Raw genomic sequence first — 26767 nt, forward strand, 5'->3', positions numbered from 1 at the left:
AACGGCGCGCCCTCCTGGCGGCAAGGCTTGCCGGGCGGCGCCCTGCCCCCTTCCCTCCCCGCGCTCTGCCCGCTTCCCCCCATGAAAAAAGGGGCCCTGAGGCCCCTACTCACCATCCGTTGCAACCGGGTCTGGCGACATCAGACCGCCTTTCGCAGGATCTGCTCCAGATAGTGCGCGAAGCTGTGGCCGTGGTGCTCCAGCAGTTTCGGGAACATGGAGATGGAGGTCATGCCCGGGAAGGTGTTGATCTCGTTGAGCAAAATCTCCCCCTCTTCGGTCAGGAAGAAGTCGATGCGCGACAGGTGGGTCAGCTTGAGCTGACGGAACGCCTTGAGCGCGTACTCGTGAATGGCGTCAGCCTGCGCCTGAGTCAGTCCCTCGGCCTTGAGCGCGGTCTCGGTGTGACTGGCACTGCTGTACTTCTCTTCATAGGTGTAGAACTTGTCCTGGGGTACGCAGATCTCCCCCGGATAGGTGGCCACCAGCTCGTCACCATACTGGTAGACCGCCACTTCCAGCTCGCGGGGCTTGACCGCTTTTTCGATCAATACCTGCTCGGAGTAACCGAAGGCATCGGCAATACCCTTCACCAGGTCTGCCTCGTTGCTGGCGGAGTAGCAACCCACGGAAGAGCCCTGGGAGGCCGCCTTGATGAAGACCTTGCCCCACTTGGCCAGCGCCGCTTTCGCCTCGATCAGGCTCGCCTCGCCTTGCTCGGTCAGGAACAGGTAGGGGGTATTGGGGATGCCGATGGCGGTGAGCCACAGCTTGGTGGTGATCTTGTTGAAGCACACCTTGCTCGCCTCGGCGTCACAACCCAGATAAGGCAGGCCGGCCAGCTCGAGGAAGGATTGCAGATCGCCGGTCTCACCGGGATAGCCGTGGATGCAGGGCACCACGTAGTCCACCGGACGGGCCACGCTGTCGAACGAGAGCAGCTTGTCCAGCCCCAGCTTGCACTCGCGACCGTCGGCGGAGAGCCAGCGGTCGGCAAACATCTCGACCCGGGTCACTTCGATACCGGGCAGGAGCCCGAGCTGTTTTTCGAGGAAATTGGCGCTGCGCAGCGAGACTTCGTGCTCGGAGCCGCCACCGCCGCACAGCAGCAAGACATGCATGTTCTTCATTAGATGTGATCCCTTGGGAGAAGCGGCTTCGTCATCACCATGTCAAACCCAACCGCATGAAAACCGGACGAAGCCAGAAACGAACATAAGTGCGGGCAGTGTAGCAAGGGAGGGGAAGCCTTGTCAGCCGATGGGGCGCACCTCCCCCTGCCCGGACAGATAAAAGTCTCTTCCTGTGTCAGAAACAGGATGAAATGCGCTCAGCGGGGGGGATCGACCCGCCCGGCGCCATTGCCGTTGACCCGAAACCAGCCGGCAATGCTGTAGCGCTCCCGGCTTGCGGGCAGCACCTCGTGGGGAAACTCTTCAGACAGGAAGAGCACCAGCCGCCCGCCCCGGGGGGAGACATCCATCAGAAACTGCTCGCTGTCGTCATAGACCCGCAATATTCCCCCCGCCTCTGGCTGCCAGTCGTTGTTCAGGTAGAACACCGAGGTGAGCCGGCGGTTGGATCGCCCGGCGAAGGCGTCGCGATGGGTGACGTAGAAGTCCCCCTGACGGTAGCGGGCAAAGTGGGCCTCGTAGTCGAACAGCCCCAGCATCAGGCTGCGATTGGCGGCCAGACGCAGGGACTCCATCCGGGCCAGATAGTCGGCCACCGGCGCGCCGAGGGAGGCGTCGAGCCAGTGGATCTGATCCCGACGGATATCGCGGTTGTCCTGATGCAGGGTCTCGCGCCCGATCCCCGCCGGTCGCCACTCGTCCGGCAGGCAGGCCTTGAGGGCATCCACCTCGGCGGCGGTTAAAAAATCATCCACTATCACCCAACCCCGGGTGTAGATGGCATCCATGACGGCTTGATAATCCAAGATAGGCTCGCAGCGAGGGGAGAGAGTGCGCTTTGTAGCGACTTCGGACCATCGGCACAAACCGGATTGCTTCTCTTGAGAAGTCCCGCCATCAATAGGAGTCTGGGGGGAACAGACGCCCTCCCCCTTGCTCCCCGGCCCTCGGCCCGTTAACGTGCAAGGATTGTCCCCGGGCGCCTTGTCGCCCCTCTTGCATCAGGAGAAACCATGCCCCTGCCCCTCATCCCCCTGCAACGACTCGATGGCACGGCCTGGTCCACCGCCGATCTGCAGGGCCGTGTCGTGCTAGTGGTCAACGTGGCAAGCCGCTGCGGTTTTACCCCCCAATACACCGGGCTTGAGGCCCTCTATCGCCAGTTCGGCCCCCAAGGCTTCGAGATCCTGGGCTTTCCCTGCGATCAGTTCGGCCATCAGGAGCCGGGCGATGCCGAGGAGATCGCCCGCTTCTGCTCGCTCGACTACCCTGTCAGCTTCCCCCTGATGGCCAAGTGCGAGGTCAACGGCGCCGGGGCCCACCCCCTCTATCGCTGGCTCAAGGAGCAAAAGCCCGGACTCCTTGGCAGCGAGGCCATCAAGTGGAACTTCACCAAGTTCCTGATTGACCGTGAAGGCCGGGTGATGGACCGCTTCGCCCCCCAGACCAGGCCGGAGGATCTGGTGCAGGCCATCGAGGGACTGCTCTGACGGGCGTGCGCCGAGGCCAGGGGGGCCCCTCTTAGCGCCCCCTGGCCTTTCCCTGCCGGGATGGCCGTGGCAACCCTGCTCGCGACACGGCTGCTGCGCGTGCGCCTCGCATCTGCTATATTACGCGCCCACTGTCTCTTGTGCGGTCGCTTTGCCGGGCTCAGGCCCAGCCTCGATGGCGGCCCACCCTATTTTCCATGTCGTGACGGACCAAGGCTGCCGTCACCCGTTGAGCCCAAGGCTCGGAGTGTCCCTCGAACATGTCATTCAATGAACTGGGTCTGTCACCGCACATCCTGCGGGCCGTCAAGGAGCTGGGTTACGAACAACCCACCCCCATCCAGCAGCAAGCCATTCCCGCCATCCTGGCCGGGCAGGACGTGCTGGGCGGCGCCCAGACAGGCACGGGCAAGACGGCCGGTTTCACCCTGCCCATGCTTCATCGACTGCTGGCCAACCACGGCCGTGGCGGTCGTCGCCAGGTGCGAGCCCTGGTGCTGACCCCGACCCGGGAGCTGGCCGCCCAGGTGGGCGAGAGCATCATCAAATATGCCCACCACCTGCCGTTTCGTACCCTGATCGCCTATGGCGGCGTCAGCATCAAGCCGAACCTGGACGCCATCAAGCTCGGGGTCGACATCCTGGTCGCCACCCCGGGCCGCCTGCTGGATCTGCTGACCCAGGGCGCCCTGACCCTGAGCGCCCTCGAGGTGCTGGTGCTGGATGAAGCGGACAGAATGCTCGACATGGGGTTCATCACCGACATTCGCCGCATCATGAAGGCCCTGCCGGAGGAGCGTCAGACCCTGCTCTTCTCCGCCACCTTCTCCAATGACATCAAGGCGCTGGCGGACGATCTGCTCAAGGATCCCACCCTCATCGAGGTGGATCCCAGCAACACCGCCGCCGAGCAGGTAAGCCAGCGCATCATCCAGGTCGATCGGGAACGCCGCCGGGAGATGCTCTCCCACATGATTGGCCGTGGCAACTGGCAGCGGGTGCTGGTGTTCGTGCGCACCAAGCAGATTGCCGACAGGCTCGCCCAGCAGATGCAGAAAGATGGCCTGGATACGGTCGCCATCCACGGTGACAAGAGCCAGGGGGCCCGCAACCGGGCGCTGGCGGATTTTCGTGAAGGCAAGGTGCGGGTGCTGGTTGCCACCGATATCGCCGCACGGGGTCTGGACATCGATCAGCTGCCCCACGTGATCAACTTCGAGCTGCCCCAGATGGCGGAGGATTACATCCACCGCATCGGCCGCACCGGCCGTGCCGGGCGCGGCGGCGAGGCCATCTCCCTGGTGAGCCAGGACGAGCTGGGTCAGCTCAAGGAGATCGAGGCGCTGATCGGCCAATCCCTGACCGTGGAGATCCTGGAAGGGTACGAGCCGAGCGGCAAGCCGAGCCGCCAGACCCTGCCGGGCAGCAAGCCGGTGCAAAACCCGCCCCGCGCCCGTGGCCATGCCAACGCCAAGGGCAAACCCGCCGCCGGGAAAGGCAAGGGGGATGGCGCCAAGAAGCCGGCCCAGCCTGCGCAAAACAAGTCCCGCAAGCGGGAAGTGGTGGGCGAGGACATCGGTTTCGCCCCCATGCGCCGCCTGCCCAAGGCCCAGCGGGGCGACTATCAGGACAACTCCAACGAGGAGTGAGGCGGCGCGAGCACTGCGTCCTGAACAACAAAAAACCGCCCGAGGGCGGTTTTTTTATGCTCTGGCGCCCTTAACCGGCGGCCAAGGCCATGTGCAGCAGGGGATAGGGCTTGCCCTGGCCATCCAGGGGGGAGCGCCCCGTCACCTCGAAGCCCAGGTGCTGGTAGAAGCCGACAGCCTGGGCATTCTGTTCGTTGACGTCCACGCGAGTCGCCCCCAGACAACGGATGGCGTGGTCCACCAGCTGGCGGCCGACCCCGCCCCCTCTCGCCTCGGGAGCGATGAACAGCATCTCGATATTGCCCTCAGCCACCCCGATAAAACCGACGATCACGCCATCCTGCCTGGCGCAATAAAGGCGCACGGCATCGAAATAGTGTTCGAGGATGAGAGGCTTGAGGGTGGCGATGTCTTCCTCTTGCAGGAAGTGATGGGTAGCGCGTACCGAGGCCTCCCAGAGAGCGATCAGGGCCGGGTAATCCTCGGTTTGTGCTGGTTCTATCTTCATGAATTGTTGGCTCAATTTATGGCAAAAGCGCCGATGCTAAGCCTTGGGGCCGAACCTCGTCAAGGTGCAGCCCTGGGCCTCTGCCTGCTTGATGACAAACCCCTTCTCGATGCCCGCCTTGAAGCCCAGCTTCTCATAGAGGCGATGGGCTTCATCGCGCCCTTCCCCCGAGAGCAGCATCACCTTGTAGCCATCCAGCCCCCAGGCCAGGGAGAGCGCCTGTTCAAGCACCTTCTGGCTCAGCCCCTGGCGTCGGAACGCAGAGGCCGTTACCACGTGCTCTATGATGCCAAAGGGCCTGCCGCCGTTGCTCAGGGTCGGGATCACCCCGAGCTGGCAGGTGGCGGCGAGCTCACCGCCCACCTTCGCCACGATGATCCGCACCTCGGGCCTGGCCAGCAGGCTCGCGAGCGTCTCCCTCGCCATGGAAAGCGGCATCACGGGATCCCGTGGTCTGAGCTCGGCGTAAAGGCTGAGCAAGCCGCCAGATCCTGCTCCCTGCACTCTCTGATCACCACCATGGCAACCCACCTGATCTGCCACTCCTCTTTCGGCTGATCATGCATGACGCCAGCATGGAGTGTGCGCAGGCATAATAGAGAAAGAAGATGCCTCCCCAGGTTGGGAAGGCATCGCGATCAACGGGTCTTGACCGCCTGGAGCAGGACAGAGACATCGGCGCCAACGCGGCGGGTCGCGATGGCTTCGCGAATGTCGCTCTCGCTGTAGCGACTGGCGGGGTAGACCACCACGCAGGCGGTGTCACCGGGAGCGAGGAAGTGTGTCTCGCCAAAGGGGGTGTAGCGGGTGGCGCCAATGCTGATGAGCGCATGGGCCGGGCGCCCCGCCTGGGCCAGCAGCCCCTGGATATGCTCGGCCGGGCCTTCGTCCTGCTGATGGTTGAACTTGTCGATGGCCCACGCCAGCAACTGACCGTGGAAGTAGCTGTAGTCCACCGCCGCGCTGTCGATCCCGTAGGGGTGCAGCTCCCCGTCCCGCTCCAGATAGCAGGCGATGCGGTAGTCATCGAGCTCGCATCCTGCGGCAAAGTGGGTCAGGGGCAGCAGGTTCGCGGCCAGCCCCTTGCTCTCTTCACCCCAGTTCTTCTTCTCGCTGATCTTGTTGGCATTGGGGCGACGGATGGAGCAGTCGTTGTAGGCGCCAAACGCCTTGGGATGGATGGCCACCACCTGCTCCCCCGCGTACTCCAGCTCGCACCACAGTGCCACCTCGGGTTCAATCTGCACCTTCTCGTCCCCGCTCACCGCCGCCTCCGGCAGGAAGATGGCATCGCCGCTCAGGGGAAAGACCCCGAGCTGGCCGGGATGGTTCGGCACATAGAAGGGGAACAGCGCCTTGGGGGCGACCTTGTCGTCAACCTTGACGGCGACGAAGTCCGCCGCCTCCCCTGCCTGCTCCAGGTGACCGGCGAAGTTGCCCGCCACGCCCAGTCCGATAAAGGGGGGCTGTGAGGTGATCTGCATCTGTGGCTCCACTGGCGCGGCCGGGGCCGCCGCCTCGTTGTCGTTGTTCAGGGCGGAAATACCGCCAAAGAGGGAGCTTATTAGAGCACAGCCCCCGTACGGCGCCCAGCCACCGGGCCACAAGCTGTGCACCAGGGCGGATTTCCCCTCACCATCTGGTCATAAAGTCGGCAGTCGATGCGAAGCTGTGATCCCGATGCTTGGGAGAGCCCGGCACTTTTGCTAGGCTGCCCTATTCATTTGCCGTTCGGGAGCCGTCGCAAGGCCATGGCCACCCACTTTCAGGGGCGCTTCGAGGTGGAGTTCAAATACCGCCTGACGGACAGCGCCGCCTTTGTGCATACCCTCACGGCCCTCAGCCCCGAGGTGATGGTGGCGGACAATCATGAGCAGGACTGCTACTTCGACACGGCAGATGGCGCCCTGGCCCGGGCAGAGAAGAGCCTGATCATCCGCACCATGGCCCCCAGCGGCATCCGGCTCTGGATAGTCAAAGGACCCGGACCCGATCGCTGCGAGGCGGTCAACATCACCGATGCGGACAAGGCGGCCAGCATGGTGCGCACCCTGGGCTACCAGCCGGTGCTGACCATCGACAAGCGGCGCAGCATCTATTTTCTGGGGGCCTTCCACGTCACGGTGGATCACCTGGCAGGCGTCGGTGATTTTGCCGAGCTCGCCATCATGACTGACGACGAGACCGCCCTGCCCGCCTACCGCGCGCAGTTGCTGGCGCTGGCTAGCCGGCTGGGACTGGCGCCCGAGATGCGGGAAACCCGCTCCTATCGCACCCTGTGCGAGCAGCGAGCCCCCCCCTTTGACAAGCGGCAACAAGAGGAATCTGCCCATGATCGACAAACTCGCCTGGCTGACCTTCAAGGAGGGACAACTGCTGTGCGCCCGCTCCCACGGCAAGGACATCTACTACATTCCGGGGGGCAAGCGCGAGCCGGGCGAGAGCGACGAGGCGGCCCTCGTTCGTGAAATCGAGGAAGAGCTCGCGGTCATCCTGAAACCCGACACCCTGGCGTTCGCCTGCGAGTTCAGCGCCCAGGCGGACGGCAAGCCGCAAGGGGTGAATGTCAATCTGCGTTGCTACACGGGGGACGCCGACGGCACGCCCGTCGCCTCGGCGGAGATCGCCGAGCTGCGCTGGCTGGACAGCCGCCACCTGGCCGAAGTCTCCCCCGTCTCCCGCCTGCTGTTCCAGTGGCTGGCAGCGCAGGGACTGATCCATTAAGAGACGGCGCACCTGACCGGATGATAATAGCACCGGCAGGAGAGTCCGCGCCCGAGACGTTAATCCCCCACGTGGGCCAAGAGAGAAGATGAGGACATTCAATGGAGATCCTTGAGGTCGAGAGCACCAGAGGCATCAAACCGGCGCTGATCGCCCTGCTGCAAGATTGCGTGGCCAGCGGTGCCTCGGTGGGCTTTCTGCCTCCCCTGCAGGAAGAGCAGGGGCTGGCGTACTGGCAAGGCATCGAGGGGGAGCTGGCGGATGGAGTGCGCAAGCTCTGGGTGGCGTTTGATCAGCACCATCTGGTGGGCGCCCTGCAGCTCTCCCTGTGCACAAAGGCCAACGGGGGCCACAGGGCCGAAGTGGAAAAGCTGATGGTCCACAGCCAGGCCCGTGGCAAGGGGGTGGGCCGCGCCCTGATGAACGCCATGGAGCAAGGGGCCCGGGACGCCAGGCGTACCTTGCTGGTGCTGGATACCCGGGTCGGCGACGTGGCCTCCAGCCTCTATCGCCAGCTCGGCTATCAGGAGGCCGGCCAGATCCCGGACTTCGCCCGCAATGGGGACGGCACCCTCGCCGCCACCCAGTTCTTCTACAAGCAGCTCTGAGGCAGACGGCCTGGCAAGACCGGACAGCGTGCCGGTCTTGCCCCCTCCAAGGCTCGGCGTACATAGGTTTTTGGTTCAATCAGACTCATCGGCAAGGAGCCATCATGATATTGGAAGTCGCCCATCTGCAGATCATTCCCGGCAAGGCCACTGACTTCGAGCAGGCCTTCGCCCGAGCCCAGCACATCATCAGCGCCATGCCCGGCTACCTGGGCCACCAGTTGCAGCGTGCCCTGGACGATCCCCATCACTACCTGCTGCTGGTGCAGTGGGCGCGGCTGGAAGATCACACCCGGGGGTTCAGGGGCTCCCCCCGGTACCAGGAGTGGAAGGCCCTGCTGCACCACTTCTACGACCCCTTCCCCAGGGTCGAACATTTTCAGGATGCAACACCGATCAGTGCCGCAAGCTGAACCTTGATCAGCTCGTCCCGTCACGGGCTGATCAATGGCGTCAGGCCAGGCGCTCGGCCCTGTGGGCAATCTGCGGCTCGGCAAAGGCGCTCTGGGCCGCGATGAGCTGCAGCTCGTAGGCATTCGCCTCCCAGGTCTGTCTCAGCACCGCATCCACCGCGGCGTTGGTGCGCTCGAAGGCGCTCACCCCATCATATCCCGCCTGCAGGTTGGCCAACATCAGGGCGCTGATGAGATCCCCCACGCCCACCGGTTGGCGCGCGAAATCGTAAAGGGGACGGGCGATCAGATAGTCTCCCTCGGGGGTGGCAAGCAGCATCTCGAAGCGGCCGGGGACGCTGGCGGCGCGACCCAGGTGCTTGACCAGCACCATCTTCACCCCCTTCTCCAGCAACTGGCGTGCGGCGACCCGGGTCTGGGCCAGGGTTGTCAGATGGACATCGCACAGGGTCTCCAGCTCCAGCAGATTGGGGGCCATGATGTCCGCCACCGGCAGGGCCTGCTCGGTGAGAAAGCGGGTGACGCCCGGGGCGACGATGCACCCCTTCTCCGGATGCCCCATCACGGGATCGCAGAAATAGAGGGCCGCCGGATTGGCTCGTTTCACCGCCGCCACCACCGCCAGGATCTCGTCCCCCTGCTCCGCCGAGCCCAGATAGCCACTTAGCACCGCATCGCAGCGCGCCAGCACCTCGATATTGCAAAGCCCCTGGCACAAGGCGGCAATGTGGCCCGCCGGCATTGCCATTCCCTGCCAACCCGCCTCGTACTGGGTGTGGTTGGAGAACTGCACCGTATTGATGGGCCACACCTCCATGCCGAGACGGCGCATGGGGAACACGGCGGCGCTGTTGCCGGCACAGCCAAACACCACGTGGGACTGGATAGAGAGAATGCGTTTCATCGACACCACCGGACAAGAAGCCTGAGGAAAAGAGGCAATATATCGGATGAAGAGACGGCTCTTCCAGCAATTAACGCCCTGACTCCCTATTTATGCTTCTGCAGGCTTAACCTGCCGCATATTTGACCCCCGCTACCCTGTTTCTGTACAACCCTGGAGCCATCTCCCCGCTGCTGCGGGGTGATAAATGTACTTGTACGTCTCTTGTCTGATGGCATACAAGGTGATTTTTAAACCAGCCATGAACAGTCGGGATCAAGGATGAGGTCCGATGAAAAGGCGCCAGTCGGCAGTCGGCAGTCGGCAGTCGGCAGTCGGCAGTCGGCAGTCGGCAGTCGGCAGTCGCAAAGTAAGGCAACAAGGGCAAGGGTCAAGGAGACGTCGGAAGATCACAGGACAAAGGCGGCCTCCCCTTGCCTGACACCGTGGCAACGGCAAGCCATACGCAGTGGCGACAGCAAGTCACGTCACCAGTGCCGTGACTGCAGCGAGTCGCCAGCAGTCGTCAGAGGGAGCGCGGTGCTTGGGCGTCTCAATCCCGGGCGAAGTGGTAGACCCAGCCTTCGTCCGGTGCCATCTCCTCCGGCAGGTCCACCAGAGCAGGCAGCGAGGTGACGGCCCCTTCGGCCGCATATTGCAGGGCCATCAGGGCGCAGAGCGCGGCATCATAGGGATCCGTTCCAGGGATGAGGATTGCTGGCAGGTGGGGTTGCAGCTCGGGCCGCACAGCAGAGGCTTTGCCCCCCATTTTGGCCAGGGCGGGATAGACCTCCAGCACCGCGCGCCCGGCAGCCCTCGCCCGTTTTGGCACCAGTTGCAGATCCCCGAGGCGCGGCAGCATGGAGAGGGCCAGGGTGGCGTTGTTGCCGAGCCTGTCGAAGGTGGCGGAGAGGGGCTTCTTGCCATAGTGCTGATAGAGCCAGCGCTCGCAATCCCGGTAGGCGTAAGGGTTGTCAATCTCCCGCTGGGGCACGGGAAAGCCGCTCCCCCACCCCGCCAGCAGATCGGCGAGGGCGCGGGGAAAGGCCAGGGGCGCATCGATGCCGAGAGCAAGGCGCGGGCAGGCCAGCACCTGCATCAGCGCCACCTCGTCTTGCAGGGCCGGGCGCAGCAGGGCATCCAGATCCGGCGCGACCCGGGAGCTCAGGCGAAACAGGGGGGAGATCCCGAGCCAGTGCAGACGCGACTCCCGGGCCTGCCAACCCACCACCGCCACCGCCTGGGCATTGCCCTGCCAGCCCCTCACGTCCCAGCCGATGCCGATGGCGTCCATGTGTTCCGTTGTCATGCCCCTGTTACCTCTGTGCAGCCTTGATGGAGCACAGGGTAATGGCTGCCCCTCCTAAAGCAAGGGCAAGTTGGTCCCTAGAAGGATTTCTTGAAGTTGATCAGGGGCAGAATGGGGAAGATGCCGTTCTCGGCGTAGTTGGCCAGGCCAATCTGCAAGCCGTCCAGGTGCTTGGTGGCATTGACGAATCCCAGCTGGAACGTGGTGCGTTCGGCATAGTTGACGAAGCCGACGTTGGCCAGGGCATTGCCCTGGGCGATGTTGACCGCCCCCCAGTTGAGCCCCTTCACATTGTTGGTCAGGTTGACGAAGCCCAGATTGAGGCCGGTATCCTGCCCTTCGTGCCAGTTGACGGCGTTGATGGCGACCCCGCCAAACTGATGGCGCACCCGGCTCGCGCCAAAGAACACACCAAGCTGCAGGCCGGTGAACTGATCCACGTCGGAGAGGGCGAACACCGGCAGATCGATCCCCTTCACCTGGCCGGTGCGGCCGTAGAGGAAGGAAGCCCTTGCCCCTTCCACCTGATTGGACGAGGGCAGGTTGACACCGGGCAGGGAGATCTGGACCGGCGTGCTGGCCTGGGCGACACCGGCGAGGGTCAGGGCACCACAGCCGAGCAGCAGGGCGAACGGTTTCATCGGGGATTCCTTGTGAAGAGGGTGTGGCTCAAGGGTACCAGCGCAGGCCCCGGGGAACGAGACCCCGCCCCCTGCCCTGCGTCACCTCTCGTCTGAACCCGGGGATGGCTCTCTCGGCGGATTGGAAAATTCAAACAGAAACTAACATTTATACCAAAGGTGGATTGGTTGCAGAATGCTCAAACGTGTGTTTGAACAGAGCAAACAACACGTAACACAGGGATGACGTGCTGTACCCGCAAGAAGGGTCGATTGACCCGCAAAAACAGTGTTCTGCCGAACCGGAGACCCATGATGAATATGGACGTGATCAAGAGCTTTACCGAGCAGATGCAAGGCTTTGCCGCTCCCCTCACCCGCTACAACCAGCTGCTGGCCAGCAACATCGAACAGCTGACCCGGTTGCAACTGGTGTCCGCCAATGCCTACGCCGAACTGGGGCTCAACCAGTTGCAGGCCGTCGGCAAGGTGCAGGATGCCCAGAGCCTGGCGGCCCTCGGCACCGTGCAGCTGGAGAGCGCCAGCCAGCTCTCCCGCCAGATGCTGGATGACATCCAGAAGCTCAGCACCCTCGGCCAGCAGTTCAAGGAAGAACTGGATGCCCTGACCGCAGATGGCATCAAGAAGAGCACGGGCAAGGCCTGATAACCCCTGGCTGCCCGTCTTGCGGGCAGCCACATCTCCCCACGACTCGACAGAACGGGCAAGTGCCCGCCCCGGGCGTGGGTGAAGGAGAACACATGAGCCAATCATCTTACGGCCCGCTGTTCGAGGCCCTGGCCCACTACAACGACAAGCTGCTGGCCATGGCCAGAGCCCAGACCGAGCGCACCGCCCAGGCCCTGCTGCAGACCAGTCTGGACGATCTGGGCCAGGTGCTGGAGCAGGGCAGCCAGCAGCCCTGGCAGCTGATCCAGTCCCAGATGAACTGGTGGCAGGATCAGCTCAAGCTGATGCAGCACACCCTGCTCAAGAGTGCAGGCCAGCCGAGCGAGCCGGTGATCACCCCGGATCGCAGCGATCGCCGCTTCAAGGCCGACGCCTGGAGCGAGCAACCCCTCTATGACTACCTCAAGCAATCCTATCTGCTGACCGCAAGACACCTGCTGGCGGCGGTGGATGCCCTGGAGGGCGTGCCCGAGAAGAGCCGGGAGCGACTGCGCTTTTTCACCCGCCAGTACGTCAACGCCATGGCTCCCAGCAACTTCCTGGCCACCAACCCGGAGCTGCTCAAGCTCACCCTGGAGTCCGACGGCCAGAATCTGGTGCGCGGCCTTGCGCTCCTGGCCGAAGATCTGGAGCGCAGCGCCGATCACCTCAACATCCGCCTGACCGACGAGTCCGCCTTCGAGCTCGGCCGGGATCTGGCGACCACCCCGGGCCGGGTAGTGCTGCGCACCGAGCTCTTTGAGCTCATCCAGTACAGCCCGACCACAGCGACGGTGGGCAAGACCCCGGTGCTGGTCGTGCCCCCCTTCATCAACAAGTACTACATCATGGACATGCGCCCCCAGAACTCCCTGGTGGCCTGGCTGGTCGCCCAGGGGCAGACGGTCTTCATGATCTCCTGGCGCAACCCGGGGGTGGCACAGGGGCAGGTCGATCTCGACGACTACGTGGTGGACGGGGTCATCGCCGCCCTGGACGCCGTGGAGGCAGCCACCGGCGAGCGGGAGGTGCACGGCATCGGCTACTGCATCGGTGGCACTGCGTTGTCACTCGCCATGGGCTGGCTGGCGGCGCGGCGCCAGAAGCAGCGGGTGCGTAGCGCCACCCTGTTCACCACCCTGCTGGACTTCTCCCAGCCCGGGGAGCTTGGCATCTTCATCCACGAGCCCATCATCGCGGCGCTGGAGGCGCAGAACGAGGCCAGGGGCATCATGGACGGGCGCCAGCTGGCGGTCTCCTTCAGTCTGCTGCGGGAGAACAGCCTCTAGTGGAACTACTACATCGACAGCTACCTCAAGGGCCAGAGCCCGGTGGCATCCGATCTGCTGCACTGGAACAGCGACAGCACCAACGTGGCGGGCAAGATCCACAACAGCCTGCTGCGCCGACTCTACCTGGAAAACCAGCTGGTGAAGGGGGAGCTCAAGATCCGCCACACCCGCATCGCTCTCGCCAAGGTGAAGACCCCGGTGCTGCTGGTGTCCGCCGTGGACGATCACATCGCCCTCTGGCAGGGAACCTGGCAGGGCATGGCGCTGTTCGGGGGCGAACGGCGCTTCATTCTGGCCGAATCCGGGCACATCGCCGGCATCATCAATCCACCGGATGCCAACAAATACGGCTTCTGGCAGAGCGAGGTCGAGGCGGACAGCCCGGCGCAGTGGCTGGCGGGGGCGACCCACCAGAGCGGCTCCTGGTGGCCCGAGATGATGCGCTTTATCAAAGACCGTGACGAAGCAGAACCCGTCCCCGCCCGGCAGCCTGTCGAGGGGCTGGAGGCGGCCCCCGGCAGCTACGTCAAGGTACGGCTCAATCCGGTGTTTGCCGGCGTCAGGATGCAAGAAGAGGAACCCGCATGAGTACACAACCCCTTGCCGTGGGCCAGAAGGCTCGCCTGACCAAGCGCTTCGGCCCGGCCGAGGTGGCGGCCTTCGCCGGCCTCTCGGAGGATTTCAATCCCCTGCACCTGGACCCGGACTTTGCCGCCACGACGGTGTTCGAGCGCCCCATCGTCCACGGAATGCTGCTGGCGAGCCTCTTCTCCGGGCTCCTCGGGCAGCAACTGCCCGGGAAAGGGAGCATCTATCTGGGCCAGAGCCTCTCCTTCACGCTCCCGGTGTTCGTGGGGGACGAGGTGACGGCGGAGGTGGAGGTGATTGCCCTTCGAAGCGACAAGCCCATCGCCACCCTGGCCACCCGCATCTTCACCCAGGGCGGCGCCCTCGCCGTGACGGGGGAAGCGGTGGTGAAACTCCCTTGAGCGCCAGTGGCCCCCAGAGACACAACCAGCCCGGTCGGGCTGGTTTTATTGCCTGTGCTCGCCCCTTTTTCGGGGCAATTCGGCCCGGGCCCTTTCCCTGCCCCGCCTAACTGCCTAGAATGAGCCCCCGCTGTTTCAGCCATTCATCCAGCTAGAGGATTTCCCATGGAGACGTTTCTGCTCGAAGGTCACCCCTTCGTTGCCTTGTGTGACCTGATCAAGCATCAGGGTTGGGCCGATTGTGGCGGTGCCGCCAAGGCGCTGGTCGCCGAGGGCCTGGTGGAAGTGGACGGTCAGGTCGAGACCCGCAAACGCTGCAAGATAGTCGCCGAGCAGGTGGTCAACTTCAACGGCATGAAGGTAGTCGTGAAAGAAGGCGTCAGCCCCGAGATCCTCTGATCCTGACGCCCTGCCACGCAAGCGCTACCCAGCACAGTGGCCGAGCGGGCGGTCAACTTCAACGGCATGAAGCATGAAGGCCGTGGTGAAGGAAGGGAGCAGTCCCGAGATCCTTTGATACCGGCTTGAACAAGGGCGCCAAGCGCCCTCTGGCCTTCAGCTTGCCTTGATGGAGAGGGTCAGCACAAAGCGGGCCATGGCCTCGTCGCCGTTGCGCGACGGGCAGGTGGCCACCACCTGGATGGGGCGGTTGATGCGCTGACCGCTCGCCAGGGACTCGTCGATCATGGCGTCGATAAGCTCCCCCGCCGCGCAATCAAACTGCACGTCCCCCTCCGGGCGCTTCAAAAACTCCCCTTGCACATCCTTGAAGGCAAAATGCACCTTCTTGCGCCGCGCCCGCCCCTTCTCCATGACCAGGAGCCCCCCCACCAGGTCGGCACCGGTGGCGAGCGCCCCGAAATACATGCTGCCCAGGTGGTTGCGGGTGCGCCAGCCCAGCGGAATGCGGATGCGCAGCGCCCTGGCGTCCATCTGCTCGATGACGGGGGCACAGAAACCAATGACGGGAATGTAGCGCCAGGCGAACAGACGCAGGGCGAGGTTGGCTTTGAGGCGTTGCAGGTCCATTGCAAACTGATCCGATGAGTAAATGTGATACAAATGTTGCCAGTCTGCTTCCCGATAGACAAGCCTCCCGTGCCATCCCTGTGAGCGGCCCCCCAAAGGGTATTTGCAAAATTCATGCAATGGCCAGGTTCTATTTGCCTGGCAAATGATAAAACCGGCCTTTCCTGACCCCGGGTCGCCCCTCTCTTTTCCCTTTTTCCGATTTTTTTCAAGGTCCCGCCCCGGATGACGGGACCATGACGGCCATATCCGAATGAAACACAACGAGAAATACTCCCCGTCTGGGGGCTAGCCCAGGATCCCGCCCCCGCCACTGGGATTATTCGCAGTAACCAAACCCCCTCTCCCTCGCTAGGCTGTGTTCTCAAAATGCTGGTTTTCTGTCCACCAATAGCTCTCGTAAGTAACGAAGGCAGAAAGCCAGCTTGATAAAAGCAGCAAAACTTCCCGCCAGCTTTTCATATCTCGTTGAGAATCGGCGAAACTTCTTCAGCCATCCGAAGCACCGCTCGACCACATTTCGCCTGCGATAACGAGCTTTGTCTAATACCAGAGGTCGTCCCTTATGGTGCCGCTGCTGGTCGCTGCGCTGCGGGATGACTGCTTTTATCCCTCTGCGCCGGAGTTCGGCCCGCAAAGCCCTGCTGCTATAGGCCTTATCTGCGGCAAGATGCGTTGGTCGCGTGCGATAACGGCCTGATGAAGTCGGGATCCTTGCCATGGCCAACGCACTTGTCGCATATCTGATTTCCGCTGATTGCTCCGGCGAAAGGCAGAACTCCAGCGGTAAACCATTACCATCAGTGACCAAGTGAATTTTGCTGCCAAAACCACCACGAGAGCGACCAAGTGCTTGATTCACCGGAGTGTTTTTTTACGCGCTCCGGCAGCATCTTTGGATGCTCTGACATTGGAGCCGTCCAGGCACCACAGGTCGAAATCGATGAGCCCTTCTTCATTGAGCTTGAGTTGCAGCGCTTCCAGAATGGCATCAATCCGGCCTGCATCCTGCCAACGCCGGAAGGTGTTGTAGACCGAATTCCATGGTCCGAAACGTTCTGGAAGGTCTCGCCAAGGAGCTCCGGTGTGGAGTATCCAGAGAATGCCATCGAGCACTTGGCGCGGTTCATGGGTAGGGCGCCCGATCAGGCTTCGAGAAGGAAACTGGGGCTCGATAAGCCCCCATTGTGCATCAGTCAGCTGATAACGGCGGGACACGGAATGGATCTTAAGCTGTTGAGAAGATGTGAGATTATATCTTCATCACTTTAAGAACACAGCCTAGGCTGTTGCTGGCCAGGAAGTAGCCACTCGGCACCGGGTCAACCCGTCTACCAATCTCACCATAAGGATAGAGAGATGAGTCACGTGCAACAGTTGTTCAACGGGGGCGAGAGCGCCGGTACTTTCCAGCTCAACTTCAACAACAACCGTGCCTACGAGCTGTTTGGCCGGGAGTACCTCAAGTGCTATGCCAACCTCAGCGCCAAGGGGAAGATGAGCAAGCCCCTGCCCACCGGGCCGCTGAGCTACACCGTCGACTTCGCCATGGATTGCGGCTGCAGTTCGGTGCTGTTTGACTTCAACCTCGCCTACAAGAAGACCTTCGGCAACCAGTTGCAGGCCCCCCTGTGGCGCGAGTCGGACTACGAGGCCGTAGCTGGTGCTCTGCCAGCTGGTGCGCGAGGCACCGGCCAACCGCCTGAGCAACCATGATCAGTTCGCCGAGGCCGAGGCCTTCTTCAACGACGTCAATCTGCCCGACACCGTCCGGGCGGTGGGCAGTGATCCCTATGCCGACAAGGACGGCCTGGTGGAGTTCATCGTGGCCAACGAGCTGCTGGACGATCCCGCAGTCATGGCCAAGCTGGCGGAACAGAAGGCCTACCTCATCGCCATCACCTCCGTGGTCACCGCCTACATCAACCGTTACGCCGAAGCCTATGGCGAGCAGTACAAGACGGACGCGGATCTCTGGGCCAGGGCCCTCTCCAAGATCCCCCTGATGGGGCCGAGCAAGATCGATCAGCAGAGCTACAGCCGCCACATCAAGGGGCTCAGCATCGCCACCGACTTCATCAACTTCATCATGGACGTGGTGGTGAGCCAGGGCACCACGGCGCTGGCCAGCTTCAACAAGTTCCTGCAAAAGCAGGGGGATGCCATCCGCTTCGGGGTGGAGAACAACAAGGACTTCACAAGACCATCACGGTGGGGGTCACAGTGGAAGTGTTCAAGGTGGGCAACGAGCTGGTCTATGTGCCGAAGATCAAGCAGTACCGCGTCAACTTCGACCGCCAGAACAGCAAGTTCACCTCCGCCTGTGCCAGCGCCGAGTTCGTCGACATCTACTTCAACTACCTCTATGCCGCCAACGTGTTCGACTACGAGGCCCTCAAGGACCCCGAGATCAAGCGCGACTTCGACAACTTCATCCAGAAGCAGCGCAAGGCACAAATTGAAGAAGCGGATACCTTCTTCAACGATGACTTCCCGCCCCTGGAGCCCAAGCTGGTCAGCCGCAGCAAGGTCACGGTGTAACCCTGCCTGTCAAAAAAAACAGCCGGCAGATGCCGGCTGTTTTTTTAGGTGGGCCTCAGGCCCGTTTCTCTTCAAGCCAGGCCCCCTGGCTCTGCATCTCGAACAGCTGGGCATAATGCCCCCCCAGCGCCATCAGCTCGCCGTGGGTGCCGCGCTCGCTCACCCACCCGCGGGAGAGCAGCAGGATTTCATCGGCATCCACAATGGTGGAGAGACGGTGGGCGATGGCGATGGTGGTGCGGCCACGGCGTGCCGCCGAGAGCGCCTGGGAGAGGGCGAGCTCGGTCTGGGAGTCCACGCTCGCGGTCGCCTCGTCCAGGATGAGGATGCGCGGATCCCCCACCAGGGCGCGAGCAAAGGAGAGCAGCTGGCGCTGGCCAGCGGAGAGGTTCTTGCCCCCCTCCTCCATCAGGGTGGCCAGGCCATCGGGCAGGCGGCGCACGAAATCGGCCAGCTGCACCTCCTCCAGGGCCTGCCAGAGCCGCCCATCCTCGATGCCGTCACGCCCAAGGCGCAGGTTCTCGGCCAGGGTGCCGACGAAGATGAAAGGATCCTGCTGCACCAGGCCGATGCTGCGGCGCACCGCCGAGAGAGCCAGGCCGTTCATGGGGTGATCATCGAAGTGGATGCTCCCCCGATCCAGGGGGTAGAAACCCATCAGCAGGCTGATGATGGTGGACTTGCCGCTGCCGGTGTGGCCCACCAGCGCCAGCATCTGGCCCGGCCGGGTGGCAAAGCTCACATCTTGCAGCACCTGCTGCTCCCCGTCGTAGGAGAAGCCCACCCCGTCGAAGCGTACCCGTCCCTCCAGGGGGCGCACCTCCCCGTCGGTGCTCTCGCGGGTTTCATCGAGCAGGGCGAATACCCGCTCCCCCGCCACCATGGCCTGCTGCAACTGGTTGAGCTGGTTGGTCATCTCGATGAGGGGCTCGATCATCCGCCCCAGATAGCTGATGAAGGCGTAAAGCACCCCCACCTGAATGGCCCCCGCCGTGCTCAGCCCCTCGTGGGCAAACAGGGCCAGCAGACCGATGAGCACCATCATGTAGAAGAGATCGATGAGGGGGCGCAGCAGGATGCCGTTGATCTTGAGGCTCTTGATCCGCGCCTGCCAGTGCTGCTGGTTCACCCCCGCAAAAGCAATGGCGAAGTGGCGCTCCTGCACCATGGCCTGGATCACCGGCATCCCCTGCAACGACTCGTTGAGACGGCTGTTGATGTCGGAGAGCAAGGATCGGGTCGCCCGCACCACGGGCACGCTCAGTTTCTGGTAGAGCCACATCACGGCCCCCACCGCCGGCAGCAGGGTGGCGCACACCAGCATCAGGTGAAAGTCCAGCAGCGCCATGGAGAGCAGGATGCCGCACAGGAGCACCACTTTTTGCACCAGGAGCCCTATCACCTGGACATAGAGGTTCATGATCGCCTCGGTGTCGTTGGTGATGCGGGAGATGAGGGAGCCCGAGCGGTGCTTGTCGAAATAGCGGGCAGGCAGGCGGATGGCGGTGGCGAACACCTGCTCGCGCAGACGCTGCACCACCGCCTGGGCGATGCGGTTGAAGCGCAGGGATTGCAGGTAGAAGCCGGCCGCCGACAACACCTGCAACCCCAGATAACCGGCGGCAAGGGCGGCGATGATGCCCCACTCCAGCCGGCGCGGCGCCAGGTAGTCATCGATGAAGAGCTTGATGAGCAAGGGACCCGCCACCTCGGCGCCGGTGGCGAGCAGCAGGCAGATGCCCGCCTGCACCAGCCAGCGGGGGTAGCTGGCGCAGTAGGCGAGCAGCCGTTTGATGGTTGGATTCACAGACTTGCCTCCAGCGCAACGTTCCACGGGAATTGACTCTCTTTGCTCCCCTCTCCGCTCGCGGGAGCCGGGCGGGGGGTGAAGGAAACCAGGGGCCTTGTCATCCTGTTCACAGGCTCTCCTCCACGTCCTGCTCCAGGCGCTGGTAGCGGACCATGTCCGCGTACCAGCCGTTCCTGGCCATCAGGGTCTCGTGACGGCCCCGCTCGCTGATCGCGCCCTGTTCCAGCACCAGGATCTCGTCCGCCTGCTCCACCGCCGTCATGCGGTGGCTCACCAGCACCAGGGTGCGCTTGTGGACCTTGAGGGCCAGCAGGATCTGCTGCTCGGTGTGGGCATCCACCGCCGAGAGGGCGTCATCCAGCACCAGGATAGGGGCATCCAGCAGCAGGGCGCGGGCGATGGCCAGACGCTGCTTCTGACCGCCGGAGAGGGTCACCCCCTTCTCTCCCACCTCGGTTTCATACCCTTTGGGGAAGCGACTGATGTCGTCGTGAACGCAGGCGATGCGCGCCACCCGTTCAATCTCCTCCCGGCTCGCCTCGGGGCGGCCCAGGGCGATGTTGGCCGCGATGGTGGTGGAGAACAGAAACGGCTCCTGGGGCACATAGGCAAACTGGCTGCGCAGCTCACCCAGCGACAGTTGCGAGATGGGCACCTCCCCCATGCGGATCTCCCCGGCCGTGGGGTTGGCCAGGCGCATCAGCAGCTTGAGCAGGGAGCTCTTGCCTGCCCCGGTGCGTCCCACTATCCCCAGCATGGCGCCAGCCTGCAGGGTGACATCCACCCCCTGCAACAGGGTGCGCTGCTCCAGCCGGTAGCCCAGCCCCAGCACCCGCAGGGGAAAGGCCGAGGCCAGCGCCATGGGATGGGCCGGCTCCTCGATGTCGCTGTGCTCCCCCAGCAGGCTTTCGATGCGCGAGTAGGCGGCGCTGCCCCGCTCGATGATGTTGAACAGCCAGGCGATGGCGAACATGGGCCAGATGAGCTGGCCGAGGTACATGGTGAAGCTGGTGAGCTCCCCCAGAGTCAGCTTGTCTTGCAGCACCAGGGCGCTGCCCCCTGCGACAGCCAGAAAATAGGAGCAGCCGATGCACAGGTAAATCACGGGGTCGAACTTGGCGTCGATGCGGGCCACCGCCATGTTGCGCTCCCCCGCCTGACGGGTCAGCTCGGCAAAGCCCTCGTCCTCTAGGGATTCGACCGCGTAGGATTTGAGCACCCGCACCCCGGAGAGGGCCTCCTGGGTCTTGTTGTTGAGGCGGGAGAAGGCCCCCTGAGCCGCCTTGAACTCCTTGTAGATCTGGGTCCCGAAGCGGTTCATGAAGAAGGCCATCACCGGCAGGGGCAGCAGGGAGAGCAGGGTCAGCTGCCAGGAGTACTGGCTGCACATGATGGAGAGCACCAGGATGCCGACGATGAAGGAGTCCACCAGGGTCAGTACCCCTTCCCCTGCGGTCATCTCCACCGCCTGGATGTCGTTGGTGGCGTGGGCCATCAGATCACCGGTGCGGTGGCGCTGGTAGAAATCCGGGCTCATGCGGGTGAAGTGGCTGAACAGCCGGTTGCGCAGCACGTAGGCGAGCCGGTAGGAGGCACCGAACAGCATGACCCGCCACACGTAGCGCAGCAGGTAGATAAGCAGTCCCAGGCCAAAAAGCCCCGCCAGATAGCCGGTCAGGGTGCCGCTGTCCAGGTCACCCTTGGCGATGCCATCCACCACCCAGCCCACCACCTTGGGGGGGATCACGGTAAACAGGGCCACCAGCATCAGCAGGGAGATGGCCACCAGATAACGCCGCCACTGATCCTTGAAAAACCAGCCAAGCCGCAAAAATACGCTCACAGAGAAGTCCTTGGTCGCGGCGCGCTGCCGCGTGATCATGAAGAGAAGCTCAATACAATCGCCCCCTGGCGGGGGCGAACGAGTGGGTCATCATAGCCTGAAGCGGGTGACTTGAGAACGATTGCTATCTTGCCCTCCCTCAGAGCCGCTTGTCGGGGGGCGAAAACGGGAAAGCGACCGACTCCTGCTGCTCCCCGGTGAGCAGGAAGTGGGAGACCTCCTCCCGGGTCTGGGTAAAGACCTGCTGCAACTGGTTGAGCTCCCCCTCGCTCAGCTCCTCCTGCAGCCGCAGCCGCCACTCCAGTTCCCCGGCCAGCAGTTGCAGGCGGGAAGCGGAGATGTTGGCCGAGACCCCCTTCAGGGTATGCAGCAAGCGGCACGCCACTTCGGGCTGCTGGCGACGCAGGGCGGTGCGGATGTCCCACAGATCGTCCTTGTGCTCGGAGAGGAACAGCTTGAAGAGGATCTGCAGCGCCTCCCTGTCATGCTCCAGCCGGCGCAGGGCATCCTCCAGATCCAGCACGCCCATGAGGGCCGGCGGCTTGACCTCGATGGGCACCTTGGGCTCCCCGCCGCTGCTCTTCACCCATTGCAGCAGGTTGTTGTAGAGATCGAGCTTGCTCACCGGCTTGGTGACATAGCCGTTCATGCCGACGCCAAGGCAGCGCTCCCTGTCCCCCGGCATGGCGCTGGCGGTGAGGGCGATGATGGGCACATCATGCTTGTCCACCATCTTGCGGATCTGGCGGGTGGCATCCAGCCCGTCCAGCACCGGCATCTGCAGATCCATCAGGATGACGTCGAACGGCTGCTCCGCCACCTGCTCCACCGCCTCGCGGCCGTTGTCCACCACGGTGACCTTGGCCTCCACCCGGCGCAGGTACTCCAGAATGAGCTGCTGGTTGACCCGGTTGTCCTCGGCCAGCAGCACCCGGGTACCACGCAGCAGCTCCCGGAACTGCTGCTGATCCCCCTGTGCCTCCGCCTGGCGGACCTTGCTGTCATGGGAGCTGCCGTTGAGCAGTTCGTCCACCTTGGCCAGCAAGGCGTTTTCGGTCATGGGCTTGGCCAGGAAGTGGGTCAGTCCCATGCTTTCCATCCGCCCGTGCAGCCCCTCCCTGGACCAGGCGCTGGTCATCAGGACAGGCAGGCGCCGCCACTGGCTGTGCTGGTACATCTCGAGGGCCAAGTCCAGGCCATCCTCCTGACCCATGCGCCAGTCGAGGATGGCGAGGCGGATGTGATGCCCCTCTTCACGCAGCACCTGACGGGCGCGGGAGAGGCTGTTGACCGTGATGACGGACGCCCCCGCCCGCCCCAGGATGTCCTTGGCCAGTTCCAGCACCAGCTCATTGTCATCCATCATCAGGATCAGGGGCTGGTGATCGAAGAAGACCCGGCGCCCCGAGACCCCGTACACCGCTTGGGAGATGGGGATCTCGAACAGGAAGGTGGAGCCCACCCCGGGTTTGCTCTGCACGGTGATCTCCCCGCCCATCAGCCCCACCAGGCGCTGGGAGATGTTGAGGCCAAGCCCGGAGCCGCCATATTTGCGGGTATTGCCCGCCTCCAGCTGGGTAAAGGGCTGGAACAGCTGGGCCTGCTTCTCCGGGGCGATGCCGATGCCGGTATCCCGCACGCTGAAACAGACCCGCATGGGATGCTGGCTGGTGAGGGTGATGGCCACCTCCACCTCGCCCCGCTCGGTGAACTTGATGGCATTGTTCACCAGGTTGACCAGTACCTGACCGAGGCGCAGCGGATCCCCGCGCAGAAAGTCGGGCACGGCGGGAGACTTGTTGATGATGACCTCGATGTGCTTGCGCTCCGCCAGATCCGCGAACATGGCGGCGAGGGAGTCGAGCTGCTCGCTGAGATCGAAGTCGATCTCCTCCAAGGTCAACTTGCCGGACTCCACCTTGGTGAGATCCAGAATGTCGTTGATGAGCAGCAGCAAGGTGTCCGACGAGGATCTGATCTTGTTGAGATAGTCCCGCTGCTGGGGATCCAGACTGGTTTGCAGTGCCAGGGCGCTGAAGCCGATGATGGCATTCATGGGGGTGCGGATCTCGTGGCTCATGTTGGCCAGGAAGTCGCTCTTGGCCTGGGCCAGCAGCGCGGCATGGCGAGAGAGCTCGCTCAGCTTCTGGTTGCGACGCCACAGGGTCGCGGCCACCAGCGAGAAGCAGAGCAGCGCCCCCCCCAGCACCATCAGGTAGAAGCGGCTCTTGAGGGAGGAGGCCCGCTCCAGCTTGCTCTGCTTCCAGGCGGGCAGTGAGCTCAGCCCCTTCATCTCCACCACCTGATTGCGCAGGCGATGGTACTCCATCACCTGCTGATTGAACTCCTGGCCCAGCCGGACGAGGGCCGTGACCCTCGGCTGCTCGCCATAGCGGTCAAGCAGGTGCTGCTGGAGTTGCAACAGTTGCCGCTGCTCGTTCTGATCCCAGCTGCGTCGGAGGTAGTGGTGCAGGCGCATGAGTTCGGTAAGGTCGCGGTACTGCGCCTCACCGACCGGCAGGGTGCCTTGCAACGCCTTGAGCTGGCCCTGGAAGCGGGGAGCCAGATACTCGATGGTCATCTCCATGGTGTAAAGCCTGGCGAGATCCAGCAGATAACCGTCGATGTCCCGCTGCAACGCCTGGGAGCCGGGGTCGTCCACCGACTCCGGATCCTCGTGCACCAGCCTGACGAACCTGTCCAGGTGACTGGAAAGCAGGCTCAGACGTTGCTGTACGCTGCCATCGCTGGCCTTCTCGCGCCCCAGCAGATAGACGGTATCGGTATTGACCCGATTGAGCACCATCTCAGCCGCCACGCTCAAATCGAAGGCACGCTGCTGCTGGCTGAGCAACTGCCAGCAATAGGCAGAAAAGCCCACCAGCGATACGATGATAAGGCCAAAGACAACACGATTGCCCCGTGCAACACTCTTCATCCCGTCTCGATTCTCATGTCATGGTCGGCCATCCGGTGACATCAGGTCACGGCCGGAGGCCAACTGTGAAAAACCACTGAGTGCTATGTTACCGTTAGTCGGCGCTCTGATTGCAATAAAGATGTTGCCGGGCCATGAAATAAGGAAGCAATTATGTCACTTGTCACCACCTATTGTAGCCAATGCTTTACCCGCAACCGCCTGCCTGTCGAAAAAGCAGACTCAAACGCGAAGTGTGGCCGCTGCCGTCACGCCCTCTTCGAACAAACCCCGGTGGCGGGGCGTCAGGCCAGCTTCGATGCCCTGATCCAGTCCGACATCCCGGTGGTGGTGGACTTTTGGGCAAGCTGGTGTGGCCCCTGCCTGCAGTTTGCCCCCGTCTTTCAGGAGGTCGCCCGGGAGCTTGAGCCCCGCCTTCGCTTCGTGAAACTCGATACCGAGCAGGAGGCCGCCATCGCAGGTCGCTATGGCATTCGCAGCATTCCTACCCTGATGGTCTTCCAGCGGGGGGAGATCCTGGCACAGCGCAGCGGCTCCCTGCCCAAGAGCCTGTTCAAGGAGTGGCTGCTCTCCTTCACCTCCCCTGTCAAATGAAAATAAAATGTTTCATTTCTGTTTGATTGAAGATCCATCTTCACTTGACTCTGTGAGTCGCCACATGATTTGACCATATCCCCCTGTTTCAAACAGGGGGATATATGTAACCTCGGCATCACAACAACAACCATAAATTAACCGAGAGAACGTTATGCACACATCGGCTGTACCTCCGACTCCCCCCTCACGCTGGCTGGACATCAAGTCCGGGATCGTCATCCTGGATCTGCTCCTGCTCTGCGCCATGCTGGCATGGCTCCCGTTTGACCCCATGGTCAACAAGGGGCTGGCCATCCTAATCTTCATCGCCATCCTCTGGCTGACCGAGGCGGTGAACATCACCATCACTGCCATCTCCATCCCGGTGCTCGCCACCCTGCTCGGGGTGTTCGACATGAGCAAGTCGCTGACCGACTTTGCCAACCCCGTCCTGTTCCTCTTCTTTGGCGGCTTTGCCCTCGCTGCAGCCCTCTCCAAGCAGGGACTCGACACCCAGATCGCCGGCAAGGTGATGCAGCTCGCCAAGGGACACCTGGGCTGGGCTTCCATCGTGCTCTTCACCATCACGGCCGCCCTCTCCATGTGGATCAGCAACACCGCAACCGCGGCCATGATGATGCCGCTGGCCCTCGGCATGCTGAAAGGGCTGGACGTTCACAAGGAGCGCCGCACCCTTGTCTTCGTGCTGCTTGGCGTCGCCTATAGCGCCAGCATCGGTGGCATCGGCACACTGGTGGGCAGCCCCCCCAATGCCATCGCCGCCGCCCAGATGGGCTTGGGCTTCACCGACTGGCTGGAGTTCGGCATCCCCGTGGTGATCATCTTCATGCCGGTAGGCATCGGCCTGCTCTACTGGGTGACCCGTCCCAATCTCTCCCACCAGGTCAGCACCGAGCAGGTCACCATCGAGTGGACAGGTCAGCGCAAAGTGACCCTGGCCATCTTCCTGACCACGGTGCTGCTGTGGATTGGATCCCAGCCTCTTGCCAAGGCGCTGGGCGGCATTCCCCAGTTCGATACCCTGATCGCCATGGGCGCCATCCTGGCCATCGCCGTCAGCCGCGTCGCCAGCTGGGATGACATCAACCAGAACACCGACTGGGGCGTGCTGCTGCTGTTCGGGGGTGGTCTCACCTTGAGCGCCATCCTCAAGCAGACCGGGGCCAACGCCTTCCTGGCGGAGCACCTCTCCAGCAGCCTCTCCTCCATGCCCATCTTCGTGATCCTGCTCTGCCTGGCCGCCTTCGTGGTGTTCCTGACCGAGCTGGTCTCCAACACCGCCACTGCCGCGCTGCTGGTGCCGCTGTTCGCCGGGGTGGCCGAGGCACTGGGGGTCTCCCCCATCGTGGTCTCCGTGCTGATCGCCGTCGGCGCCTCCTGTGCCTTCATGCTGCCGGTGGCAACGCCTCCCAACGCCATCGTCTTCGCCAGCGGCCATATCCAGCAGCGGGAGATGATGCGGGCCGGCCTGGTACTGAACCTGGTGTTCACCGTCATCCTGACCATGCTGGCCTATTTCATGGGGGATATCCTCCACTGAGGTTCGCCCCCTAATGCCCCTCCAAGCCCCGCATCGCCGGGGCTTTTTCTCGCCCCGAAACCACCGCACTCCCTACCCGCGACATCACGGCGACATTAACTTGCACTTAAGAAATCGCCTCCATGATGCTGACAACGGCCATCACGCAGCCATGGCTGACGATGGCGATGATCATGGACATC

The 26767-nt window shown here is 63.1% G+C and carries 23 protein-coding genes and 4 pseudogenes; 14 read left to right on the forward strand and 13 right to left on the reverse strand.

Annotation, left to right across the window (positions count from 1 at the left end; translation table 11 throughout):
* Positions 1-140 precede the first annotated feature (140 nt).
* The gene (locus PG879_RS05375; protein WP_010674866.1) at positions 141-1130 is read right to left on the reverse strand and encodes a D-alanine--D-alanine ligase; all 990 of its coding nucleotides are present in this window, start codon (positions 1128-1130) and stop codon (positions 141-143) included.
* A 200-nt stretch (positions 1131-1330) separates the two neighbouring features.
* Positions 1331-1939 (reverse strand): 2OG-Fe(II) oxygenase, encoded by a 609-nt coding sequence (locus PG879_RS05380; protein WP_029314582.1) that lies wholly within the window; start codon positions 1937-1939, stop codon positions 1331-1333.
* 207 nt (positions 1940-2146) lie between these two features.
* Between PG879_RS05380 and PG879_RS05385 the strand changes: the two genes are divergently transcribed.
* Together PG879_RS05385 and PG879_RS05390 are read left to right on the forward strand one after the other, a co-directional pair.
* Positions 2147-2623, forward strand: coding sequence for a glutathione peroxidase (locus tag PG879_RS05385; protein WP_010674868.1), 477 nt, complete (start codon positions 2147-2149; stop codon positions 2621-2623).
* A gap of 260 nt (positions 2624-2883) precedes the next feature.
* Entirely contained in the window at positions 2884-4272 is a 1389-nt protein-coding gene (locus PG879_RS05390) for a DEAD/DEAH box helicase (protein WP_010674869.1), read from the forward strand.
* Between the two features lie 70 nt (positions 4273-4342).
* On the opposite strand, the gene PG879_RS05395 is transcribed toward PG879_RS05390, so the two are convergent.
* From PG879_RS05395 to PG879_RS05405, 3 genes and pseudogenes are all read right to left on the reverse strand, one after another.
* Positions 4343-4780, reverse strand: a complete 438-nt coding sequence (locus PG879_RS05395) for an acetyltransferase (protein ID WP_010674870.1) — start codon at positions 4778-4780, stop codon at positions 4343-4345.
* Positions 4781-4816: 36 nt separating this feature from the next.
* A pseudogene (locus PG879_RS05400) lies at positions 4817-5301 on the reverse strand (GNAT family N-acetyltransferase).
* A gap of 117 nt (positions 5302-5418) precedes the next feature.
* On the reverse strand, positions 5419-6264 hold the full coding sequence (locus PG879_RS05405; RefSeq protein WP_010674872.1) for a DUF5718 family protein: 846 nt from the start codon (positions 6262-6264) through the stop codon (positions 5419-5421).
* A gap of 267 nt (positions 6265-6531) precedes the next feature.
* On the opposite strand from PG879_RS05405, the pseudogene PG879_RS05410 reads away from it, so the two are divergent.
* The 4 genes and pseudogenes from PG879_RS05410 to PG879_RS05425 form a co-directional block, all read left to right on the forward strand.
* A pseudogene (locus tag PG879_RS05410) lies at positions 6532-7095 on the forward strand (class IV adenylate cyclase); the annotation flags it as partial.
* Between the two features lie 16 nt (positions 7096-7111).
* Positions 7112-7504, forward strand: a complete 393-nt coding sequence (locus PG879_RS05415; RefSeq protein WP_010674874.1) for an NUDIX hydrolase — start codon at positions 7112-7114, stop codon at positions 7502-7504.
* Positions 7505-7605: 101 nt separating this feature from the next.
* On the forward strand, positions 7606-8112 hold the full coding sequence (locus PG879_RS05420; RefSeq protein WP_010674875.1) for a GNAT family N-acetyltransferase: 507 nt from the start codon (positions 7606-7608) through the stop codon (positions 8110-8112).
* Positions 8113-8216: 104 nt separating this feature from the next.
* Positions 8217-8525 carry an antibiotic biosynthesis monooxygenase family protein gene (locus PG879_RS05425; RefSeq protein ID WP_010674876.1) on the forward strand — a complete coding sequence of 103 codons (309 nt, stop codon included), beginning with the start codon at positions 8217-8219 and terminating at the stop codon, positions 8523-8525.
* A gap of 40 nt (positions 8526-8565) precedes the next feature.
* Here PG879_RS05425 and pdxY read toward each other — a convergent pair whose 3' ends face one another.
* From pdxY to PG879_RS05440, 3 genes are all read right to left on the reverse strand, one after another.
* Complete coding sequence (gene pdxY, locus PG879_RS05430; RefSeq protein WP_010674877.1) at positions 8566-9429, reverse strand: pyridoxal kinase PdxY; 864 nt, start codon at positions 9427-9429, stop codon at positions 8566-8568.
* A gap of 532 nt (positions 9430-9961) precedes the next feature.
* The gene (locus PG879_RS05435; protein WP_029314586.1) at positions 9962-10717 is read right to left on the reverse strand and encodes a DUF429 domain-containing protein; all 756 of its coding nucleotides are present in this window, start codon (positions 10715-10717) and stop codon (positions 9962-9964) included.
* Between the two features lie 77 nt (positions 10718-10794).
* Positions 10795-11358 carry a VC2662 family protein gene (locus tag PG879_RS05440; protein ID WP_010674879.1) on the reverse strand — a complete coding sequence of 188 codons (564 nt, stop codon included), beginning with the start codon at positions 11356-11358 and terminating at the stop codon, positions 10795-10797.
* 294 nt (positions 11359-11652) lie between these two features.
* Between PG879_RS05440 and PG879_RS05445 the strand changes: the two genes are divergently transcribed.
* The 4 genes and pseudogenes from PG879_RS05445 (at position 11653) to ybcJ (ending at position 14686) form a co-directional block, all read left to right on the forward strand.
* The gene (locus PG879_RS05445) at positions 11653-12003 is read left to right on the forward strand and encodes a phasin family protein (protein ID WP_029314588.1); all 351 of its coding nucleotides are present in this window, start codon (positions 11653-11655) and stop codon (positions 12001-12003) included.
* A gap of 95 nt (positions 12004-12098) precedes the next feature.
* A pseudogene (locus tag PG879_RS05450) lies at positions 12099-13886 on the forward strand (class I poly(R)-hydroxyalkanoic acid synthase).
* The gene (locus PG879_RS05455; RefSeq protein ID WP_010674881.1) at positions 13883-14287 is read left to right on the forward strand and encodes a MaoC family dehydratase; all 405 of its coding nucleotides are present in this window, start codon (positions 13883-13885) and stop codon (positions 14285-14287) included. Before PG879_RS05450 ends, PG879_RS05455 begins: the two are co-directional and overlap by 4 nt.
* 165 nt (positions 14288-14452) lie before the next feature.
* Positions 14453-14686, forward strand: a complete 234-nt coding sequence (ybcJ, locus tag PG879_RS05460) for a ribosome-associated protein YbcJ (protein WP_010674882.1) — start codon at positions 14453-14455, stop codon at positions 14684-14686.
* Positions 14687-14842: 156 nt separating this feature from the next.
* On the opposite strand, the gene PG879_RS05465 is transcribed toward ybcJ, so the two are convergent.
* Both PG879_RS05465 and PG879_RS05470 read right to left on the reverse strand, forming a co-directional pair.
* Positions 14843-15316, reverse strand: coding sequence for a DUF4442 domain-containing protein (locus PG879_RS05465; RefSeq protein ID WP_010674883.1), 474 nt, complete (start codon positions 15314-15316; stop codon positions 14843-14845).
* A gap of 364 nt (positions 15317-15680) precedes the next feature.
* A protein-coding gene (locus PG879_RS05470; RefSeq protein ID WP_270829873.1) for an IS5 family transposase occupies positions 15681-16534 on the reverse strand; the annotation gives its coding sequence in 2 pieces (ribosomal slippage) (positions 15681-16192 and positions 16192-16534; 855 coding nt in all).
* 141 nt (positions 16535-16675) lie between these two features.
* Between PG879_RS05470 and PG879_RS05475 the strand changes: the two genes are divergently transcribed.
* Together PG879_RS05475 and PG879_RS05480 are read left to right on the forward strand one after the other, a co-directional pair.
* Positions 16676-17032, forward strand: coding sequence for a hypothetical protein (locus PG879_RS05475; RefSeq protein ID WP_010674886.1), 357 nt, complete (start codon positions 16676-16678; stop codon positions 17030-17032).
* Between the two features lie 109 nt (positions 17033-17141).
* Positions 17142-17857: pseudogene (locus tag PG879_RS05480) on the forward strand (hypothetical protein).
* Between the two features lie 55 nt (positions 17858-17912).
* On the opposite strand, the gene PG879_RS05485 reads toward PG879_RS05480, so the two are convergent.
* The 3 genes from PG879_RS05485 to PG879_RS05495 form a co-directional block, all read right to left on the reverse strand.
* Positions 17913-19664, reverse strand: a complete 1752-nt coding sequence (locus tag PG879_RS05485; protein WP_049636011.1) for an ABC transporter transmembrane domain-containing protein — start codon at positions 19662-19664, stop codon at positions 17913-17915.
* A gap of 109 nt (positions 19665-19773) precedes the next feature.
* Positions 19774-21510 carry an ABC transporter transmembrane domain-containing protein gene (locus PG879_RS05490; protein ID WP_029314593.1) on the reverse strand — a complete coding sequence of 579 codons (1737 nt, stop codon included), beginning with the start codon at positions 21508-21510 and terminating at the stop codon, positions 19774-19776.
* Positions 21511-21649: 139 nt separating this feature from the next.
* On the reverse strand, positions 21650-24448 hold the full coding sequence (locus PG879_RS05495; RefSeq protein ID WP_049636010.1) for a hybrid sensor histidine kinase/response regulator: 2799 nt from the start codon (positions 24446-24448) through the stop codon (positions 21650-21652).
* 153 nt (positions 24449-24601) lie between these two features.
* Here PG879_RS05495 and trxC point away from each other — a divergent pair, with 153 nt between their 5' ends.
* Positions 24602-25042 (forward strand): thioredoxin TrxC, encoded by a 441-nt coding sequence (gene trxC / locus PG879_RS05500; protein ID WP_010674892.1) that lies wholly within the window; start codon positions 24602-24604, stop codon positions 25040-25042.
* Positions 25043-25196: 154 nt separating this feature from the next.
* Complete coding sequence (locus PG879_RS05505; protein WP_202041152.1) at positions 25197-26585, forward strand: SLC13 family permease; 1389 nt, start codon at positions 25197-25199, stop codon at positions 26583-26585.
* The last annotated feature ends 182 nt before the right edge of the window (positions 26586-26767 follow it).

The sequence above is a fragment of the Aeromonas sp. QDB63 genome, from assembly GCF_027707425.1.
In the GTDB taxonomy this organism is placed as follows: domain Bacteria; phylum Pseudomonadota; class Gammaproteobacteria; order Enterobacterales; family Aeromonadaceae; genus Aeromonas; species Aeromonas caviae.

Excerpts from the sequence above, each read along its gene's own strand:
- PG879_RS05405 (WP_010674872.1), bottom strand. The coding sequence starts at position 6,264 with ATGCAGATCACCTCACAGCCCCCCTTTATCGGACTGGGCGTGGCGGGC.
- trxC (WP_010674892.1), top strand. The coding sequence starts at position 24,602 with ATGTCACTTGTCACCACCTATTGTAGCCAATGCTTTACCCGCAACCGC.
- PG879_RS05455 (WP_010674881.1), top strand. The coding sequence starts at position 13,883 with ATGAGTACACAACCCCTTGCCGTGGGCCAGAAGGCTCGCCTGACCAAG.
- PG879_RS05385 (WP_010674868.1), top strand. The coding sequence starts at position 2,147 with ATGCCCCTGCCCCTCATCCCCCTGCAACGACTCGATGGCACGGCCTGG.
- PG879_RS05415 (WP_010674874.1), top strand. The coding sequence starts at position 7,112 with ATGATCGACAAACTCGCCTGGCTGACCTTCAAGGAGGGACAACTGCTG.
- PG879_RS05425 (WP_010674876.1), top strand. The coding sequence starts at position 8,217 with ATGATATTGGAAGTCGCCCATCTGCAGATCATTCCCGGCAAGGCCACT.
- ybcJ (WP_010674882.1), top strand. The coding sequence starts at position 14,453 with ATGGAGACGTTTCTGCTCGAAGGTCACCCCTTCGTTGCCTTGTGTGAC.
- pdxY (WP_010674877.1), bottom strand. The coding sequence starts at position 9,429 with ATGAAACGCATTCTCTCTATCCAGTCCCACGTGGTGTTTGGCTGTGCC.
- PG879_RS05495 (WP_049636010.1), bottom strand. The coding sequence starts at position 24,448 with ATGAAGAGTGTTGCACGGGGCAATCGTGTTGTCTTTGGCCTTATCATC.
- PG879_RS05440 (WP_010674879.1), bottom strand. The coding sequence starts at position 11,358 with ATGAAACCGTTCGCCCTGCTGCTCGGCTGTGGTGCCCTGACCCTCGCC.
- PG879_RS05505 (WP_202041152.1), top strand. The coding sequence starts at position 25,197 with ATGCACACATCGGCTGTACCTCCGACTCCCCCCTCACGCTGGCTGGAC.
- PG879_RS05445 (WP_029314588.1), top strand. The coding sequence starts at position 11,653 with ATGAATATGGACGTGATCAAGAGCTTTACCGAGCAGATGCAAGGCTTT.
- PG879_RS05435 (WP_029314586.1), bottom strand. The coding sequence starts at position 10,717 with ATGACAACGGAACACATGGACGCCATCGGCATCGGCTGGGACGTGAGG.
- PG879_RS05475 (WP_010674886.1), top strand. The coding sequence starts at position 16,676 with ATGAGTCACGTGCAACAGTTGTTCAACGGGGGCGAGAGCGCCGGTACT.
- PG879_RS05375 (WP_010674866.1), bottom strand. The coding sequence starts at position 1,130 with ATGAAGAACATGCATGTCTTGCTGCTGTGCGGCGGTGGCGGCTCCGAG.
- PG879_RS05420 (WP_010674875.1), top strand. The coding sequence starts at position 7,606 with ATGGAGATCCTTGAGGTCGAGAGCACCAGAGGCATCAAACCGGCGCTG.
- PG879_RS05390 (WP_010674869.1), top strand. The coding sequence starts at position 2,884 with ATGTCATTCAATGAACTGGGTCTGTCACCGCACATCCTGCGGGCCGTC.
- PG879_RS05465 (WP_010674883.1), bottom strand. The coding sequence starts at position 15,316 with ATGGACCTGCAACGCCTCAAAGCCAACCTCGCCCTGCGTCTGTTCGCC.
- PG879_RS05395 (WP_010674870.1), bottom strand. The coding sequence starts at position 4,780 with ATGAAGATAGAACCAGCACAAACCGAGGATTACCCGGCCCTGATCGCT.